At 74.3% G+C, this 15,501-nt stretch carries 14 protein-coding genes and 1 tRNA gene; 4 read left to right on the forward strand and 11 right to left on the reverse strand.

Annotation, left to right across the window (positions count from 1 at the left end):
* Positions 1–24 precede the first annotated feature (24 nt).
* The 9 genes from GT358_RS02285 to GT358_RS02325 form a co-directional block, all read right to left on the reverse strand.
* Positions 25–1,002: an ABC transporter permease gene (locus GT358_RS02285; RefSeq protein WP_166580930.1), complete on the reverse strand. Its 978-nt coding sequence runs from the start codon at positions 1,000–1,002 to the stop codon at positions 25–27.
* Positions 999–2,009, reverse strand: a complete 1,011-nt coding sequence (locus tag GT358_RS02290) for an ABC transporter permease (RefSeq protein ID WP_371416196.1) — start codon at positions 2,007–2,009, stop codon at positions 999–1,001. Before GT358_RS02290 ends, GT358_RS02285 begins: the two co-directional genes overlap by 4 nt.
* Positions 2,006–3,568: a sugar ABC transporter ATP-binding protein gene (locus GT358_RS02295; RefSeq protein ID WP_166581083.1), complete on the reverse strand. Its 1,563-nt coding sequence runs from the start codon at positions 3,566–3,568 to the stop codon at positions 2,006–2,008. Before GT358_RS02295 ends, GT358_RS02290 begins: the two co-directional genes overlap by 4 nt.
* A gap of 82 nt (positions 3,569–3,650) precedes the next feature.
* Complete coding sequence (locus GT358_RS02300) at positions 3,651–4,679, reverse strand: ABC transporter substrate-binding protein (RefSeq protein WP_166580931.1); 1,029 nt, start codon at positions 4,677–4,679, stop codon at positions 3,651–3,653.
* Positions 4,680–4,715: 36 nt separating this feature from the next.
* Positions 4,716–5,624 (reverse strand): sugar phosphate isomerase/epimerase, encoded by a 909-nt coding sequence (locus tag GT358_RS02305; RefSeq protein ID WP_166580932.1) that lies wholly within the window; start codon positions 5,622–5,624, stop codon positions 4,716–4,718.
* Positions 5,621–6,808: a Gfo/Idh/MocA family protein gene (locus GT358_RS02310; protein WP_166580933.1), complete on the reverse strand. Its 1,188-nt coding sequence runs from the start codon at positions 6,806–6,808 to the stop codon at positions 5,621–5,623. Before GT358_RS02310 ends, GT358_RS02305 begins: the two co-directional genes overlap by 4 nt.
* A 7-nt stretch (positions 6,809–6,815) precedes the next feature.
* Positions 6,816–7,541, reverse strand: coding sequence for an SDR family NAD(P)-dependent oxidoreductase (locus GT358_RS02315; protein ID WP_166580934.1), 726 nt, complete (start codon positions 7,539–7,541; stop codon positions 6,816–6,818).
* 56 nt (positions 7,542–7,597) lie between these two features.
* Positions 7,598–8,497: a MurR/RpiR family transcriptional regulator gene (locus GT358_RS02320; RefSeq protein WP_166580935.1), complete on the reverse strand. Its 900-nt coding sequence runs from the start codon at positions 8,495–8,497 to the stop codon at positions 7,598–7,600.
* Positions 8,494–9,276 (reverse strand): oxidoreductase, encoded by a 783-nt coding sequence (locus GT358_RS02325; protein WP_166580936.1) that lies wholly within the window; start codon positions 9,274–9,276, stop codon positions 8,494–8,496. The genes GT358_RS02320 and GT358_RS02325 overlap by 4 nt, the downstream gene beginning before the upstream one ends.
* Positions 9,277–9,488: 212 nt before the next feature.
* Between GT358_RS02325 and GT358_RS02330 the strand changes: the two genes are divergently transcribed.
* Positions 9,489–10,487: an MBL fold metallo-hydrolase gene (locus tag GT358_RS02330; RefSeq protein ID WP_166580937.1), complete on the forward strand. Its 999-nt coding sequence runs from the start codon at positions 9,489–9,491 to the stop codon at positions 10,485–10,487.
* Positions 10,488–10,495: 8 nt separating this feature from the next.
* Here GT358_RS02330 and GT358_RS02335 read toward each other — a convergent pair whose 3' ends face one another.
* Positions 10,496–11,617, reverse strand: coding sequence for a DUF2793 domain-containing protein (locus tag GT358_RS02335; protein ID WP_166580938.1), 1,122 nt, complete (start codon positions 11,615–11,617; stop codon positions 10,496–10,498).
* 157 nt (positions 11,618–11,774) lie between these two features.
* Between GT358_RS02335 and GT358_RS02340 the strand changes: the two genes are divergently transcribed.
* Entirely contained in the window at positions 11,775–13,151 is a 1,377-nt protein-coding gene (locus GT358_RS02340) for a phosphomannomutase (protein WP_166580939.1), read from the forward strand.
* Here the strand turns inward: GT358_RS02340 and GT358_RS02345 are convergent.
* Positions 13,148–14,548: an AarF/ABC1/UbiB kinase family protein gene (locus GT358_RS02345; protein WP_166580940.1), complete on the reverse strand. Its 1,401-nt coding sequence runs from the start codon at positions 14,546–14,548 to the stop codon at positions 13,148–13,150. The genes GT358_RS02340 and GT358_RS02345 overlap by 4 nt on opposite strands.
* 242 nt (positions 14,549–14,790) lie before the next feature.
* On the opposite strand from GT358_RS02345, the gene GT358_RS02350 reads away from it, so the two are divergent.
* A tRNA-Ser gene (locus GT358_RS02350) sits at positions 14,791–14,880 on the forward strand.
* Between the two features lie 43 nt (positions 14,881–14,923).
* Positions 14,924–15,499 carry a LysR substrate-binding domain-containing protein gene (locus tag GT358_RS02355; RefSeq protein WP_166580941.1) on the forward strand — a complete coding sequence of 192 codons (576 nt, stop codon included), beginning with the start codon at positions 14,924–14,926 and terminating at the stop codon, positions 15,497–15,499.
* The last annotated feature ends 2 nt before the right edge of the window (positions 15,500–15,501 follow it).

Genomic DNA, 15,501 nt, shown 5'->3' on the forward strand with positions numbered 1-15,501 from the left:
GGCGGGGGTCCTTGGCTGGGCGGCTCAGCCGCGGTCGGTGAGGCGCAGATAGGCGGCGGTGACGACGAGGATGATGAGACCGAACAGGATGCGCCGGCCGCCCTCGGGCATCTGGAGCATCGTGAGCAGCGTGCCGAGCACGGTGAGGATCAGCGCACCCACGATCGTGCCGGCATAGCCGCCGCGCCCTCCGAAGATGGAGGTTCCGCCGATCACCGCCGCGGCGACGGAGGGCAGGAGCAGCGGCTCGGCCAGCGAGAGCGACGGGGCACGGATCACGCCCAGATAGAGAAGCCCCGCCAGCCCCGCGATCAGCCCCGAGAGCGCATAGAGCGCGAGATGGACACCCCAGACCCGCACCCCGGCAAGCCGTGCGGCCCGTTCGTTGGCCCCCACCGCATAGAGCAGGCGGCCGAAGCCCGTGCGTCGCTCGGCCCACAGGAGAAGGGCGGCGAAGGGCACGAACAGGACCAGCGCATGCGGCACGCCCCAGCTGCGCCCCGTCCCGAGCCAGCCCAGGAGCGGCGGCACGGCCGAGCCCGTGGCGATCACCCCCCGCTGGTAGACCTGGAGCGCGCCGACCGCGATCAGCCCGGTGGCGAGCGTCATGATGAGCGGATGGACGCGGCAGAGCCCCACCCCCACCCCGTTGGCCAGCCCCACGAGCAGGGCGGGTCCCAGTGCCACGAGCATGGCGGCCTCGGGCCCGATCAGGGGCGCCTGCGTGGCCGCCACAAAGGCCGCGACGGTGGCCACCGAGCCGGCCGAGAGGTCGATGCCGCCGGTCAGCATGGTCAGGGTCTGGCAGGCGGCGAGCATGGCGAGCGGGATGGCGAAGCGGATCGTGTTGCCGATCCAGCGCTCGTTGACGATGCCGGGCCGCAGGATCTCCAGCACCCCGACCAGGAGCAGGAGGAGCGCCAGAAGGGCGATCACGGGATTGTCGCGCAACAGGCGAGCGGCGCGGGCGAGCGGCGAAGGGGAGGCAGCGGCAGCCGTCATGATCGTCTCTCCCGCATCGCGAGGAGCCCTCCGGCCATCACGACGGCGGCCATGATCGTGCCCTCGATGATGGTGGTGACGTTGGGATCGACCGCGAGCAGCGTCAGGTCGAGCCGCACGACCCGCAGGATGAACACCGCCAGGAGCGGCCCCAGAAGGCCGCCCCGCCCGCCGCCCAGCGCCACCCCCCCCAGCACCACGGCGGCGACCGAGGCGAGCAGATAGGGGCCGGGGATGGGCTCGCCGATCCCGGTGGCGAGCGTGACGGACAGCCCGCCCAGCGCCGCGAGGACCCCGGCCAGGGTATAGGCGGCGACCTTTGTGGCGCCGATGGAGACGCCGGACCGGAAGGCCGCCGTCTCGTCGCTGCCCACGGCATAGATCCCGAGACCCAGCCGCGACCGCCGCAGGGGCAGCCAGATGGCGGCCAGGATCACGGCCAGGACCAGCAGCGCCTGTGGCACGAGGGCGGTCGCCGCGGGCGGGAGGCCGGGGATCACGAGCGGGCCCACGACGAGTTCGCGCAGCCACGGGGTCGCGGCGCCGCCCGGCGCGCGCAGGATGAGCAGCGCCACGCCTTCCCAGACAAAGAGCATGGCCAGCGTCACGACGATGTCGGGCAGGCGGGTGCCGACGATGAGCAACCCGTTGGTCGCGCCCATCGCCGCCCCGACCAGGAGCACCGCCCCGACGGCCAGGAGGGCTCCGGCCCCGTCTCCGGCATTCTGCATCAGGACCGCGCCGGTCACGCCGGCCACCGCCATCATGGAGGCCACCGACAGGTCGATGCCCCCGGCGATCACGACCACGGTCATGGCGGCGGTGGCAAAGGCGAAGGGCAGCGCGGCCCGCACCAGCGCCTCGAGCCCCGTGGCGCCGAAGGCCGGCTGGATGATCTTGGTAAGCGCGAGCAGGAGCGCCAGCAGCACGGCCAGGCCCAGCGTCCAGCCGTGGCGGGCCGCAACGATCGCGACGGAGGGCCGCGCGGCGACCGGGCGGGCGGTCACGGGGCCGCCTCCCGGGCGCGATCGGCCCCGCCTTCGCCCTCGGTCAGGCCATAGGCCGCGCGCATCAGGCGCGGCTCGTCGGCCTCGGCCGCCGGAAGGGCATCCACGACGCGCCCGCCGAACAGCACGATCACCCGGTCGCAGGTCTGCGGGACCTCGGGCAGTTCCGACGTGTAGAACAGCACCGCGACCCCCTCGGACGCGAGATCCCGGACCAGCGCATAGATCTGGCGCTTGGTGCGCACGTCGATGCCGCGCGTGGGGTCCAGAAGAAGGAAGATGCGGGGCGGCGCCCCGGTCAGCCAGCGGCCGATCGTCACCTTCTGCTGGTTGCCCCCCGAGAGGCGGCGCGCCTCGCCCTGGGCGCGCGTGTCGATCTGGAGCCGCGCGATGGTGCGCGAGACGGCCTCGGCCTCGCGCCGCATGGCGATGGGCCCCCAGGCGCGGGGCCGGGCGAGAGCCGGAAGGGCGAGGTTCTCGCGCACGGAGCGCACGGAGAGCAGCGCATCCGCCCGGTCGCCGGGCACGAGCGCGAGTCCCGCGGCGATGGCATCGGCGGGGTGGCGGAAGGCGCGCGGGCGGCCGTCCACCTCGATCCGACCGGCTTCGGGACGGCGCAGGCCGCCCAGGATCTCGAACAGCTCGTCCTGCCCCTGCCCCTCGAGCGCGACGACGCCCAGGACCTCGCCCGGCCGGAGGTCGAAGGACAGGCCGGCGAGCTTGGGCGCCGCGGCCAGATTCCGCACGCGCAGCCGCGGCGGGCCCGAGGCGGCCGGAGACGCCCGGGTCGCCAGGGCCGCCGGCGCGGAGAGGCGGCCGCCCAGCATGAGTTCCACCGCCTGCTCCTCCACCCCCGGCGCGATGGGCAGATCGCCGACCGTGGTGCCGTCGCGCAGGATGGTGGCACGGTCGCAGAGCCGGGCGATCTCGGCGAAGCGGTGCGAGATGTAGATGACCGCGCGGCCCGCATCGGCTTGCGCCCGCACCACCGACAGGACCCGATCGACAAGGTCGGTCGGCAGGGCGGCCGTCATCTCGTCGAGCACGAGCAGGTCCGGCTCGGCTGCCAGCGCCCGGGCGAGGTCGAGGACGCGGAGCGTTGCGAGCGGCAGGGCTCCGGCCCTGGCGTCGAGCCGCACCGCGCCGAGGCCCAGCTCGGCCGCCCAGTGCAGGAACGGGCCGGAGGGCGTCCGGGTCAGGCGCAGGTTGTCGCCCACGTCGAGGTCGGGGATGAGCGCGGGTTCCTGATACACGGGCACGAGGCCCGCCCGGCGTGCGGCGGCGGGCGAGGTGAGGCGCACCTCGCGGCCCGCAAGGCGGATGCGCCCCGTATCGGGTTTCAGGGCTCCGGTCAGGATCTTGACGAAGGTGGACTTGCCCGCGCCGTTCGCCCCCATGAGCGCCACGACCTCGCCGCGCGCCACGCGCAGCGAGGCGTCGCGCAGGGCCACGACCGCCCCGAACCGGCGCGACACGCCCGCCGCGTCGAGGATCGGCGGCCCGGCCGGCGCCGGAGCGGCCTCCGGGCCGTCCTGCCGCGTCGCCGCGGCCTCTCTCATCGCTCCCACGGGTTGTCCTGTCCCCTTCGCTTGCAGGGCCGGCCCCGCCGGGGGCGGACCGGCCCGATCGGCCGGGTCGGCGTCACTCGCCGGGGCCGCGGCAGGCGATGATCTCCTCCATGGAATAGGTGGTCCAGCCGGGGATGGAGACGCTCACCGGCCATTCCGGGTCCAGATCGGGATTGCGCGCCTCCTCGATGCGGGCCCGCCCTTCCTCCGTGGCGTTCGTCCAGAGCTCCGGCGTCACCGTGACCACACGCTCCTCGGGCGATTCGCCGTTCAGGATCTGGAGCGCGAGGGTCACCCCGGCCCCCCCGATGGAGCCCGGATTGGTCACGGCCGCCCCGACCAGCCCGTCCACGGTCAGCAGCTGCTCGACGAAGCCGGCATTGTCGGCACCGACGATCGGCACGAGCGGCTCGCCCGATTCGAGAAAGGCGTCCACGATCACGTTGTCGATGCCCGAGGTCCATACCCCGTCCACCGGCAGGCCTGAGGCGAGATAGTCGAGCATCTGCTGCTTGCCCTGGTCCTGCTGCCAGCCGGTGAACACCTCCTGCGCGATGCGGATGTTCGGAAACTCCTCGAGCGCGCGGCGGAAGCCGCGGTCGCGGTCCTCGTCGGCCGAGGCCCCGGCGGCCCCACGCATGTACACCACGTCGCCCTCGCCCCCGAGCTGCTCGAAGAGCCAGCGGGCGCCGAGATAGGCGTACTGCTCCTGGTCGTTGGAGATCACGAAGGCCGATTCCTCCGACACGGCCTGGTCCACCGCGACCACGACGATGCCGGCGGCCGTCGCCTCGCGGATCGCGTCGTTGAGCGCGTCGGGGCTGGCAGGGTTGACTACGATCGCATCCACGCCGGCCTGGATCAGGTTGCGGATGTCCTCGAGCTGGCCGGCCGCATCGGTGTTGCGGTGTGCGACGTTGAGGCTCGCCACCTGCCCCGAGTCGAGGGCCTGGGCCCGGATGGCGCAGATCATCTGCTCGCGCCAGCCGTTGCCCTGGACGGTGTTGGACACGCCGATGGTGAACATGTCCTGCGCCGCCGCGGGCGCCCCGAGCGCCGCCGCCAGCGCCAGCGCCGCAGCCGCCGAAATCCGTCGCGTCATGTCGTCTCCCTCCCGTTCTGCGCCCGCGGGCGCGCTTCACTTGACGTAAGGCCGCAGGACGTCCCGTGCCAACAGAAAACCGCGCCGGACCGCCTCCTCCGAGCCCTCGAAGCGTCGGTCCTCGTGCTCGATGACGACGGGGCCGTCGTAGCCCGCCCGGTAGAGGCCGGAGAAGAACGCGCCCCAGTCCACGTCGCCCAGACCCGGCATCCGCGGCACCTGCCAGCCGCGTCCGGCGCTCATCACGCCGTTCTCGTAGAGGCCGTCGCGGTCGATCATCACGTCCTTGGCGTGGACATGGACCATCCGGGACCCGAACTCCCGGATGAAGCGGCCGATGTCGATCATCTGCCAGACGAGGTGGGAGGGATCGAAGTTCATCCCGACCCCGTCCCATTCGAGGATCCGCCGCCAGATGCGGGGGGAATAGGCGATGTTGTGGCCGCCGGGCCATTCGTCGCGCGAGAAGATCATCGGGCAGTTCTCGAAGGCGAGCGTGACCCCGTGATCGCGCGCATGGGCGATCGCCTCGGGCCAGATCGCCTCCGCACGGCTCCAGTTCTCGTCGAGGTCGAGATGGCGGTCGCCTCCCAGGAAGGTGTTGACCACCCCCACCCCGAGAAGCGCGGCCGCCTCCACGACCCGCCGCAGGTGGGCGAAGGCGGCCTCGCGCACCGCAGCGTCGGGATGGAGCGGGTTGGGATAGTAGCCGAGCCCCGAGATCGACAGCCCGCGCCCGCGCAGGGCGTCCGCGATCTCGGCCGCTTCCTCGCGCCCCATCGTGCCGATGGGCAGATGCGCCGTGCCGGCATAGCGCCGCGCCTCGGCCCCCTCGCGCGGCCAGCAGGCGATCTCGAGCGTCTCGAACCCGACCGCGGCAGCCCAGTCTGCGACCTCGGACAGCGTGCGGTCGGGGAAGGGGGCGGTGAGCAGGCCGAGCTTCATGGCGTTCTCCTCTCGGTCCGGGGCTGGGCGGGGGGTCTGCCGGGTTCGCCTGCGGCCAGATCGATCCAGCGGCCCGTGCGCGCGCTGTCGGCCGCGGCGTCCAGAAGGCGCATCATGCGGTGGCCGTCGGCGAAGTCGGCCCAAGCTGCTGCCGGGCTGCGGCGGCCCGCGGCGATGTCGGCATAGATCGCGGCGAACAGGGCACGGAAGCTGTCGGCAAAGCCTTCGGCATGACCGCCAGGCAGGCTTGTGGCCGCACGGCCCTCGGCATTGAGCAGCGACGGGTCGCGCAGCAGCAGGCTGCTCGGCCCCTCGCGCCGGCCGATCCAGAGCCGGTCGGGGTCCTCTCCCTCCCAGGCGAGGGTGGCCTCTGCGCCCGCGATCTCCCAGCGGATGGCGTTCTTGCGGCCGGGGCTGACCTGGCTGACCGAGAGCGATCCCCGCGCGCCGCCGGGAAAGCGCAGAAGGACGAGGCCCACATCCTCCGTCCGGACGCGGACGCGCTCGCCGCCGCCGCGGTCGCGGGCAAAGGTCTCCACCGGCCCGGCGGGACGCAGGCGCTCGGGCAGCAGGGTGGCGAGATCCGCAAAGATCGCCTCGGGCCAGAGGCCCGAGAGGTGACAGACGAGGTCGATCCAGTGCGTCCCGATGTCGCCGAGCGCCCGGAGCCCTCCGCCCTCGGACGGATCGAGCCGCCAGTTCCAGTCCTCCTCGCGCGAGAGCCAGTCCTGGTGATAGGCGCCGGTCATCAGGCGGACCGGTCCGATCTCGCCCCCCGCCACCAGGCCGCGCGCATGCCGGTTGAGCGGATAGAAGCGGATGTTGTGGCACAGGGCGGCGATCCGTCCGCTGCGACCGGCGAGGTCCACCAGCTCGGCCGACTGGGCCGAGTCCATTGCCAGAGGCTTTTCGCAGACGACGTGGCGGCCGGCGCGCAGGATAGCGGACACCTGCGGATGGTGCAGGCGATTGGGCGAGGTGACATGGACCACCTCCACTGCCGGATCGGCCAGAAGGTCCTCGAGCGTCGCATAGGCGCGCGGCAGGCCCCAGGCGGCGGCCCGCTCCGCCCCGCGGGCGGGGCTGCTGCCCAGAAGCCCCCGCACCGGGATGCCCAGGCGGCGGAGGGCGTCGAGATGCACCGCCCCGATGAAGCCGGTCCCGATCAGTGCGGCGCCCGTCATCGCCCCCTCAGCTCACCGAATAGCCGCCGTCCACGGGCAGGCAGACCCCCGTGACAAAGGCCGCTGCGGAGGAGGCAAGAAACAGGACCGCGCCCGCGATGTCCTCGGGCTCGCCCCAGCGGCCCAGCGGCGTGCGCGCCGCGACGGCCGCGACGTGGGCCGGATCGGTGCGCGACCGCGCCGACTGCTCCGTGACCACAAAGCCCGGCGCGACCGCGTTCACGCGGATGCCGTCGGGCGCCCAGGCGATGGCGAGCGACCGGGTCAGCTGGGCCACGCCGGCCTTGCTCGCCCCGTAGGCCGGGTTCCGCGGGCTGCCGAAGATCGCGTACATGGAGGCGAGGTTGACCACGCAGCCGCCCGAGGCCCGCAGATGCGGATGGAAGGCGAGAGCGGTGCGGAACGTCCCGAACAGGTTCACATCCACCACGCGGGCGAAGAAGGCGGGGTCCATCTCCTCGCCGCGCGCGGTGATGGCGGCGCAGTTCACGAGCACGTCGAGTTCCGGCAGCGCCGCGGCCAGGTCCCCGATCGCGGCGCCATCCGTCACGTCGAGCCGCCGATAGGCAAAGCGGCCGCGATCGGGTTCCGCCGGCTCCTCCTCCAGGCCGGTGATCGTGACGGCGGCGCCGGCCGCGGCAAAGGCGCGGGCGATGGCCGCCCCGATCCCGGCGCGGCTGGCGCCGATCACGAGCACCCGGGCGCCCTCGAAGTTCCAGTGCGGCGCGGCCATGATCCGTCTCCCCCCGGCCCATCATGGCGCGCGCCGCCCGTGGTGCAAGGACTTTTTCATTCCTCATGGGAGCGAACATTCCGTTTCGCCTCCGGCGTCGTCTCGGCACGCCCCAGCCGGCGTGCCACGCTGGCGATCAGCGTCTGGCAGAGCACCAGCGCGGGCACCTGGGAGCGGAAATGACCGAGACGGGCCTCCTTGACGTAGAGCACGTGCCGCGCGGGCGGGACCACGGGGCTCAGGGGGTTGTCGGTGACGGCGAGGACCGCATGTCCGGCAGCGGCCGCGTGGCGCGCGATCTCGACCGTCTCGGGTGTATAGTCGTCGAAGGTCAGGGCGAGAAGGACGTCCCCCGGCGCCATGGCCGCAACCTGCTCGGCCCGCATGGCGCCGAGATTGTCGACGAGATGGGCGCGCTTGCCCGACCGTGCGAGGCCGTAGACGGCATAGGCCCCGATCCCGAAGGCCCCGCGGGCCGCCGCCACATGGACCGCTCCCGCCTGCACCAGCGCCTCCACCGCCGCCCCGAGCGCCGCACGGTCGAGCCCCTCCTCGATCCGCAGGAGCGAGCCCACGGCCGCAGCGACGAGCCCCTCGAACAGACGGCCGGGATCGTCCAGGTCGGCCTCGTCCACGGGGGCCGCGCGCAGCGCGGCGAGGCGGTCGGCAAAGGGCAGGCGCGGGCCGAGAAGGCGCTCGCGGAACAGCGCCTGCAGGTCGGAGAACCCGCCGAGTCCCATCTCCTGCGCAAAGCGCGTGATCGTCGCGGGCGTCACCCCGGCGCGGGCGGCGAGCCGGACGATGGAGCTGACCGCGACATCCTCGGGGTGGTTGAGGAGAAAGTGCGCCACCTCGGCATGGCGCCGGCTGAGGCGGTCGCCGCGCGCGACGATTGCCGCCACGAGGCCGTCATAGTCGCGGATGGGCTCCTCGGCCGGACGGTCGGGAGCGCTCATGGGGGCGGAGCTCCGGCGATCCACTGCTCGAGGTCGATGATCGCGCCGGTGAGCGGCACCGAGGCGTCCGAGAGCAGGAAGACGACCAGCCGCGCCACCTCCTCGGGGGCGATGAGGCGGCCCAGCGGCAGGCGGGCGGCCGCGCGCTCGGCCCAGTCCTCCCCCTGCCCCAGCGTCTCCGCCTGCATCCGGTGTTCGGCCTCGGTGGCGACCCAGCCCAGATTGATGCCGTTGGCGCGGATGCGGTCGCGCAGATGGGCATGGGCGACGTTGCGCGTGAGGGCGAGCAGGGCGGCCTTGCTCGCAGCATAGGGGCCGAGGTCGGGCGCCCCGCCATGGGCGTGCATGGACAGGATGTTGACGATGGCGCCCGGCGCGCCGCGCGCGCGAAGATGGGCCAGAAGCGCCGACATCAGCAGAAAGGGCGCCCGGGCGTTGACGGCCAGAAGCGCGTCCCAGGTCCCGGCCGAGCCCTCGATCACCGAGCCCCGCGTGGTCAGGCCGGCCGCATTCACCAGCCCGTCGAGACGGCCCAGCCGGTCGAGGGCACGAGCGGCGGCATCGCGCGCCTGCCCGCTCTGCGCCAGGTCCGCCTCGATCGCCTCGGTCCGGCAGAAGGCCGCCAGCTCGTCGGCCATGCGGCGACAGCCGGGCCCGTCGCGATCCACCAGGGCGAGCGCGCCCGCCCCCGACCGGGCAGCCTGCCGCGCCACGGCGGCGCCGATCCCGCTGGCCGCACCGGTCACGAGGACGGCCGCGCCGCCGAGCTCTGCCTTCATCGCGACGCTCCCTGTCCGGTCCGCCCCCCGTCCCGGTCTAGGGCGCGGGCGCCGTTGCGTAAAGCCGCCGGGGACGGGCTCGCCAGACGGGGCGGGATGATGTTTGCTCGGGCGCCGATCCCCGTGCCCGTCCCGGAGGAGATGACCATGCCGAGGCCCCTGCCCTGTCGCCGGTTCCGCATCCGGATCGCCCCGGCGGAGGACCGCCGCGCATGAGGCGGCGCAACCCCTATCACCGGGGCCCCGTCACTCCCCATTTCGACGGGCTCCGCTTCCGCTCCCATCCCGTGCCGCGGCGGGGTCTGCGCGCGGCGCTGCGCTTCGTGCGGGGGCAGATCGCGCGGCGCTGGCCCGACCTGCCGCTGCCCGTGACGCCAGACCGCCCGCCGACCCGCAGCGAGGCCCTGCGCATCGTCCCGATCGGACATTCGAGCCTCCTCGTGCAGCTCGCGGGGCTGAACCTTCTGATCGATCCGGTCTTTGCCGAGCGGCTGGGGCCGGGCGGCCGGGCGGGACCCAGGCGGGCCCATCCGCCGGGCCTGCGCTGGGAGGACCTGCCCCCCATCGACGCCGTGCTCGTGACGCACAATCACTGGGACCATCTGGAGGCGCCGACGCTGGCCCGGCTGTGGCGCCGCTTCGGGGCGCGCGTGCTCACGCCGCTCGGCAACGACGCGATCATCCGCCGCGCCGATCCGGCCATCCCGGTGCGCAGCCTCGACTGGGGCGAGAGCGAACCCCTGGGCGAGCGGCTCGCCGTGCATTGCGTGCCGTCCTACCACTGGTCCGCCCGGGGCCTCTGGGACCGCCGCATGGCGCTCTGGGGCTCGTTCGTCGTCACGGATGCACGAACGGGGGGCGTGCTCTACCATGTGGGCGACACCGCCTATGGCGACGGGCGCATCTTCCGCGACGTGCGCCGGCGGTTCGGTCCGCCTCATGCCGCGCTCATTCCCATCGGCGCCTACGAGCCGCGCTGGTTCGTGGGCCACGAGCATGTGGACCCGGCCGAGGCCGTGCGCATCCTGCTCGACTGCGAGGCGGAACGGGCCTTCGGCCATCACTGGGGGACGTTCCAGCTCACCTGGGAGGGGCGCGAGGACCCGCCCCGCGCCCTGGACCGGGCGCTTGCGGAGGCCGGGGTGCCGCCGGAGCGGTTCCGCCCGCTGCATCCCGGCCTGGCCGTGGAGCCCCCCTGGCCCGCGCGCTGAGGGGGCCATCACGCCCACCGTCCGATCGCCACCGCCGAACCCGTGCGGCTGTTGACCGAGGCCGGCGCGAAGAAGGCGATCTGGGCGCTGAGCGCATCGACCGGCCGGGCCACCATCCAGTGCGTGAAGAGGGCATTGCCGTTGGACGGCAGGACGGCCAGCGGCATGTCGGCGGCAAAGGGGACCGGAAAGGTCCAGGTGAAGCTGCCCGAGCGGAAGATCGCCCCCGTCGCGGTGGTCACATGGGCCGTGAAGACGGGGCTGAGACAGATCTGGGTGCCGTCGGCCCAGCGGATGTATTCGCCGCCCGCACCGGACCCGCGCTCGATCACCGCTCCCGCCGGCTGGCCTCCGGCCAGCGCGACCGTCCCGAGGATCGATCCCCGCAGCACGGCATCCTGGCTGCGCACGAGGCGGTCGGGCGTGGCGTCCGCGGGGCCCTGCGTGACGGCCGTGCCGCTGATGGGGCCGTCGATCCCGGCCCCCGCGGGCAGGTGCAGCCGCCCCGTGGCGGGATCGGCCGACAGGACTTCGGACCAGACCGCGCCGTCGGCGCTGACCTTGAGGGCGAAGCGATCCGACCCCGCTAGCCCCAGTTCGGCCCGGCCCGACCAGTCGCTCTGGAACAGCAGGCTGGCCGTCCGGGACGGGCCGGCCTTGTTGATCTTGAGCTGATGCCCCTCTCCGTCATGGGTCAGGAGCGTGGCCGGCGCGGCCACCGTCAGGCGGTTCGCGGCATCGGCCGCCGCGTTGAGGCCGAGCGTGGCAGCCCGCAGCCCCGACGCGGTCCCGTCGCGCCAGGTCGTCCCGTCATGGACGAGATCGAGATCCTCCGACAGCACACGGGCGCGCCAGCCTGCGCGGGGGGCAAGAAACGTCCACGCCCCGTCCTGGCGGACGGCGATGCGCCCCCCCTGCCCCGCCCAGTCCCCCCCCGCGGCCGGGGAGACGATGTGGCGCTGACCCTCCTCGGCGGACGCAGGGGGTGCAGGACGGTCGCGATCCTCCACAGCGAGATGCACGATCGCGTCGAGCAAGCGCAGGGCCTCGTTGTGGGTGACGTGCTTCTGCGCCTGGCCGGGCAGCAGATAGGGCAGGCCGAGATGGGGCGAGGTGTCGGGGTCGGACATGGCGGAGCCTTTCGGACGGGATGCGCGTCGCGTCCCCTTCTGCCGCCGAAAGGTTAACGAAACCTTGGGGCACCGCGCGCACCGGCCCCGGTTTGCGCAACGCCTTGACACCCCCTTGCCGCGGGGCGAATCGGGACGGGGCGGCCGGGAGGGGATCATGGCACCGCGATTCGGCACGAGCGGTCTGCGCGGACTGGTCGCGGAACTGACACCGGATCTGGTGGCCGACCATGTCCGCGCTTTTCTCCGCGCCTGCCCCGGCGCGCGCGAGATGTGGGTGGGCCAGGACCTGCGCCCCTCCTCCCCCGGTCTCGCCCGGGCGGTCGCGCAGGCCGCGCGGGGCGAGGGGGTGGCGGTCGTCGAAGCGGGCGCGGTGCCGACCCCGGCGCTGGCGCGCGCGGCGGCGGAGGCGGGGGCGGCGGCCGTGATGGTGACGGGCAGCCACATCCCGGCCGACCGCAACGGGCTGAAGTTCTACACGCCGCGGGGCGAGATCACCAAGGCCGAGGAGGGTGCGATCCTGGCGGAACTCGGCGCCCCGCCCGGGGGCCGCGACGCGCCCGCGCGCGCGCAGGCGGGCGTGGCCGAGGCGCACGAGGCGCGCGTCGCCGCGGCCTGGGGCGAGGGCGCGCTGGCGGGGATGCGGGTCGGCGTGTGGGAGCATTCGACCGTGGCGCGCGACGGGCTGCACCGGGTGCTGCGGGCGCTGGGGGCCGAGACGGTGGGGCTGGGGCGGTCCGAAATCTTCGTGCCGGTGGACACGGAGGCGGTGGACGCGGAGGCGCGGGCGCGGATCGCGGAATGGGTGGGCGCGGAGCGGCTGGATGCGCTCGTGTCGGCCGACGGGGACGCGGACCGGCCGCTGGTGGCGGGCGAGGACGGCGCCATCGTGCCGGGCGACGTGCTTGGGCCCGTGGCAGCGCGGGCGCTGGGGGCAGAGGTGGTGGTCACGCCCGTCTCCTCCAACGGGCTGGTGGAGGGGATGGGATTCGCCGTGCGGCGCACGCGCATCGGCTCGCCCTTCGTGATCGCGGCGATGGAGGCGGAGGCGGGCGCGCGCGTGGCGGGCTACGAGGCCAATGGGGGGTTCCTTTTGGGCTTTGCCGCGCGGGGGCCGGCAGGGCCGATCGCGCCGCTGATGACGCGCGACGCGCTGGTGCCGATCGTGGCGGGGCTGGCGGCGGCGCGCGAGGCGGGGGGGTTCTCGGCGCTGCGGCGGGGGCTGCCTGCGCGCTTCACCGCCGCCGACCGGCTGGAGGGGGTGGAGCCCGCGCGGGCGGGCGCCCTTCTGGCGGGGCTGGAGGACGAGGGCGCGCGGGGGGCGTTCCTGTCGGGGATGGGGCTGCGCGAGGCGGCCCCGCCCGACCGGACGGACGGGTTGCGGATGCGGCTGGAGGGGGGGGAGGTGCTGCACCTGCGCCCTTCGGGCAACGCACCGGAGTTCCGCGTCTATGCCGAGGCGGGAGACGCGGCGCGGGCGGGGGCGATCCTGCGCGGGGGCCTTGCGGCGGTGGCGCGGGCGCTGGGCGCCTAGGCCAGCAGCGCGCGCAGGTCGGCCCGCGCGCCGATCCGGCCCAGGAGCAGGTAGAGCCCGCCGAGCTTGCGCTGGACCCAGATCGATTCGGGCGGCGGCGCGCGCCAGGCGGAGCGGTCGCGGCCGAGGGCGAGACCCCTGTCGCGCAGCTCGGCGAGCAGCGGGTCGCGGGCGAAGTCGAAGGGGCCGCGGTGGAACAGCGCCTCGGCCGTGCGGTCGAAGAGCGCGAGCGCCTCGGCCCGGAGCGCCGGGGGCGTCCGGGCGTCGAGCGCGCCGAACCCCTCGAGGGCGGCGGCGGCGCGAGGCCGGTCGCGCGCGAGGGCCGCATCGAGCAGCGCGCGGTAGAGCGCGGCGAGTGCGGGCGGCACGGGGCGGACGGCGCCGAAGTCGAGCAGCACGATCTGGCCGCGTGCGCCGTCCCAGCGGTAATTGCCCAGATGCGGGTCGGTCTGGACGAGTCCCCACTCGAACAGCTCGCGCCAGGCGAGGCGGATCAGGGCGGCGGCGGCGCGGTCGCGGACGGGGGCGGGCTCGGCGGCGAGGGTCTCGAGGGGGGCCCCCTCCTCCCAGGTCATGGCGAGGAGGCGGGGGGTGGAAAGCTCGGGGACGGGCTCGGGCAGGCGGAAGGCGGGATCGTCCGCGAGCAGCGCACGGAAGTGCCGGAGGTGGCGCAGCTCGGCCGCATAGTCGGCCTCCTCGTGAAGCTGGCGGCGCGCCTCGGCGAGGAAGGGGGCGGGGTCGAGGTCAGGCGGCAGGAGGCCCGAGAGGCGCAGGAGCGCGGCGGCGTTGTCGAGATCGGCGTCGATGCTGGCGGCGATGCCGGGATACTGGATCTTGAGCGCCAGCGCGCGGCCGTCATGGGCGCGGGCGCGATGGACCTGGCCAATGGAGGCCGCGGCCGCGGGGACGGCGTCGAAGAAGGCGACGCGGCGGTGCCAGTCCGCGCCCCATTCGGCGCAGAGCGCGGCGCGCAGCTGGGCGGACGGCATGGGCCGCGCCTCGGCCCGCAGGGCGGCCAGCGCCTCGCCCGCTCCGGGGGGCAGCAGGTCGCCCGCATCCATGGACAGGATCTGGCCGATCTTCATGGCCGCCCCGCGCATCTCCGCCAGTCGGGCGGCGAGGCGGCGGGCATTGGCGGGGGCGAGAAGGAGATCGTCGAGGCGCGGCCGCTCGCCCCTCAGGAGGCGGCGCGCCCCCTCGGCCGCCGCGCCGCCGGCGAGCGCGGCGGCCAGGCCGCCCACGCGCGACAGGCGGGAGAGGCGCCCGGAGGGGACCGGAGCAGCGGCCTGCACCGCGCGCGGACCGGCAGCCGGCGCAGCGCGGGCGGGGCCGGAGGCCGTAACGGTCGCGGCGGGCGGAAGTGGGACGGACGGGCGGGGCGCGGAATCGGGGGGCATGGCACCTCGGGGCGGGTGGATCTGATCTAGGGCCGGGGTCCGGTCGCGCCAGCGCCCCCTTGGCGCGGCGGACGGACGCGGCCGTGCGGGGCCGGGGCCGGTCCGGGCAGGCCGGGGCGCGAGCGGGGTCTCCGTCGCTCTCCCGGCATGGGCCGGGCCGGTTCGGGCGAGCCGGGGCGCGAGTCCGCCCGGCATCCGATCCGCCCTTGTTTCCCCCGCCCCCGCCCTGTAGGACCGGCCGCGGAGACGTGGCCGAGTGGTCGAAGGCGCGCCCCTGCTAAGGGCGTAGGCGGGAAACCGTCTCGAGGGTTCGAATCCCTTCGTCTCCGCCACCCCTGAGCAGGGTCCACTTTCCTCGACGCCACCGGCGCGGCGGTGCTCGAACTGCTGGAGGAGGCCGACGCCGAGATCGACGTGATGACCGATCACGCCAACAACCTGCGCTCGGCACTGCTGGCCAACCGGATCGATCTCTATGTCGGGATGTGCAATCATCTCGAGGGAGACGCCGCCTTTGCGATCGACGAGGTGTTCCGCGACGCCTTCACGGGTGTTTGCCTGCGGGGCCATCCGCTAACCGGGCGGCGGGTGGCGGCGGCCGAAGTCGCGGGCTACGAGTGGGTGGTGCCCCAGCTTGACGAATCGGTGCGCGCCGCGCTGGAGGCGTTCTTCGTCGGGCATGGTCTGGCGCGGCCGCGGTTTCGCGTCTCGACCAACGCCGATCCCGTAATGGCCGCCTGCCTGCGCGACGGCCGCATGCTGTCGGTGGCGCCTGTGGCCGCTGTCGGGCGCGGCTGGCTTGCAGATCTCGCGCCGTTCACCCTCGTGGGCTTTTCGGGCGAGCGACGGGTCGGCCTCGTGCGACGGGCCGGCATGCTCGCCCATCCGCTCCAGGACCGGTTCGCCGCCATCCTGCGTCGGCATGTGCGGGCTGCCGGACCCCCGGGCTGAGC

Source organism: Rubellimicrobium sp. CFH 75288, assembly GCF_009904055.1.
Lineage (GTDB): Bacteria > Pseudomonadota > Alphaproteobacteria > Rhodobacterales > Rhodobacteraceae > Rubellimicrobium.

What these genes read in the sequence shown, in the direction of transcription:
- GT358_RS02335 (WP_166580938.1), bottom strand. Translation starts at nt 11,617, where the DNA reads ATGTCCGACCCCGACACCTCGCCCCATCTCGGCCTGCCCTATCTGCTG.
- GT358_RS02340 (WP_166580939.1), top strand. Translation starts at nt 11,775, where the DNA reads ATGGCACCGCGATTCGGCACGAGCGGTCTGCGCGGACTGGTCGCGGAA.
- GT358_RS02315 (WP_166580934.1), bottom strand. Translation starts at nt 7,541, where the DNA reads ATGGCCGCGCCGCACTGGAACTTCGAGGGCGCCCGGGTGCTCGTGATC.
- GT358_RS02320 (WP_166580935.1), bottom strand. Translation starts at nt 8,497, where the DNA reads ATGAGCGCTCCCGACCGTCCGGCCGAGGAGCCCATCCGCGACTATGAC.
- GT358_RS02305 (WP_166580932.1), bottom strand. Translation starts at nt 5,624, where the DNA reads ATGAAGCTCGGCCTGCTCACCGCCCCCTTCCCCGACCGCACGCTGTCC.
- GT358_RS02285 (WP_166580930.1), bottom strand. Translation starts at nt 1,002, where the DNA reads ATGACGGCTGCCGCTGCCTCCCCTTCGCCGCTCGCCCGCGCCGCTCGC.
- GT358_RS02300 (WP_166580931.1), bottom strand. Translation starts at nt 4,679, where the DNA reads ATGACGCGACGGATTTCGGCGGCTGCGGCGCTGGCGCTGGCGGCGGCG.
- GT358_RS02345 (WP_166580940.1), bottom strand. Translation starts at nt 14,548, where the DNA reads ATGCCCCCCGATTCCGCGCCCCGCCCGTCCGTCCCACTTCCGCCCGCC.
- GT358_RS02330 (WP_166580937.1), top strand. Translation starts at nt 9,489, where the DNA reads ATGAGGCGGCGCAACCCCTATCACCGGGGCCCCGTCACTCCCCATTTC.
- GT358_RS02325 (WP_166580936.1), bottom strand. Translation starts at nt 9,276, where the DNA reads ATGAAGGCAGAGCTCGGCGGCGCGGCCGTCCTCGTGACCGGTGCGGCC.
- GT358_RS02310 (WP_166580933.1), bottom strand. Translation starts at nt 6,808, where the DNA reads ATGACGGGCGCCGCACTGATCGGGACCGGCTTCATCGGGGCGGTGCAT.
- GT358_RS02295 (WP_166581083.1), bottom strand. Translation starts at nt 3,568, where the DNA reads ATGAGAGAGGCCGCGGCGACGCGGCAGGACGGCCCGGAGGCCGCTCCG.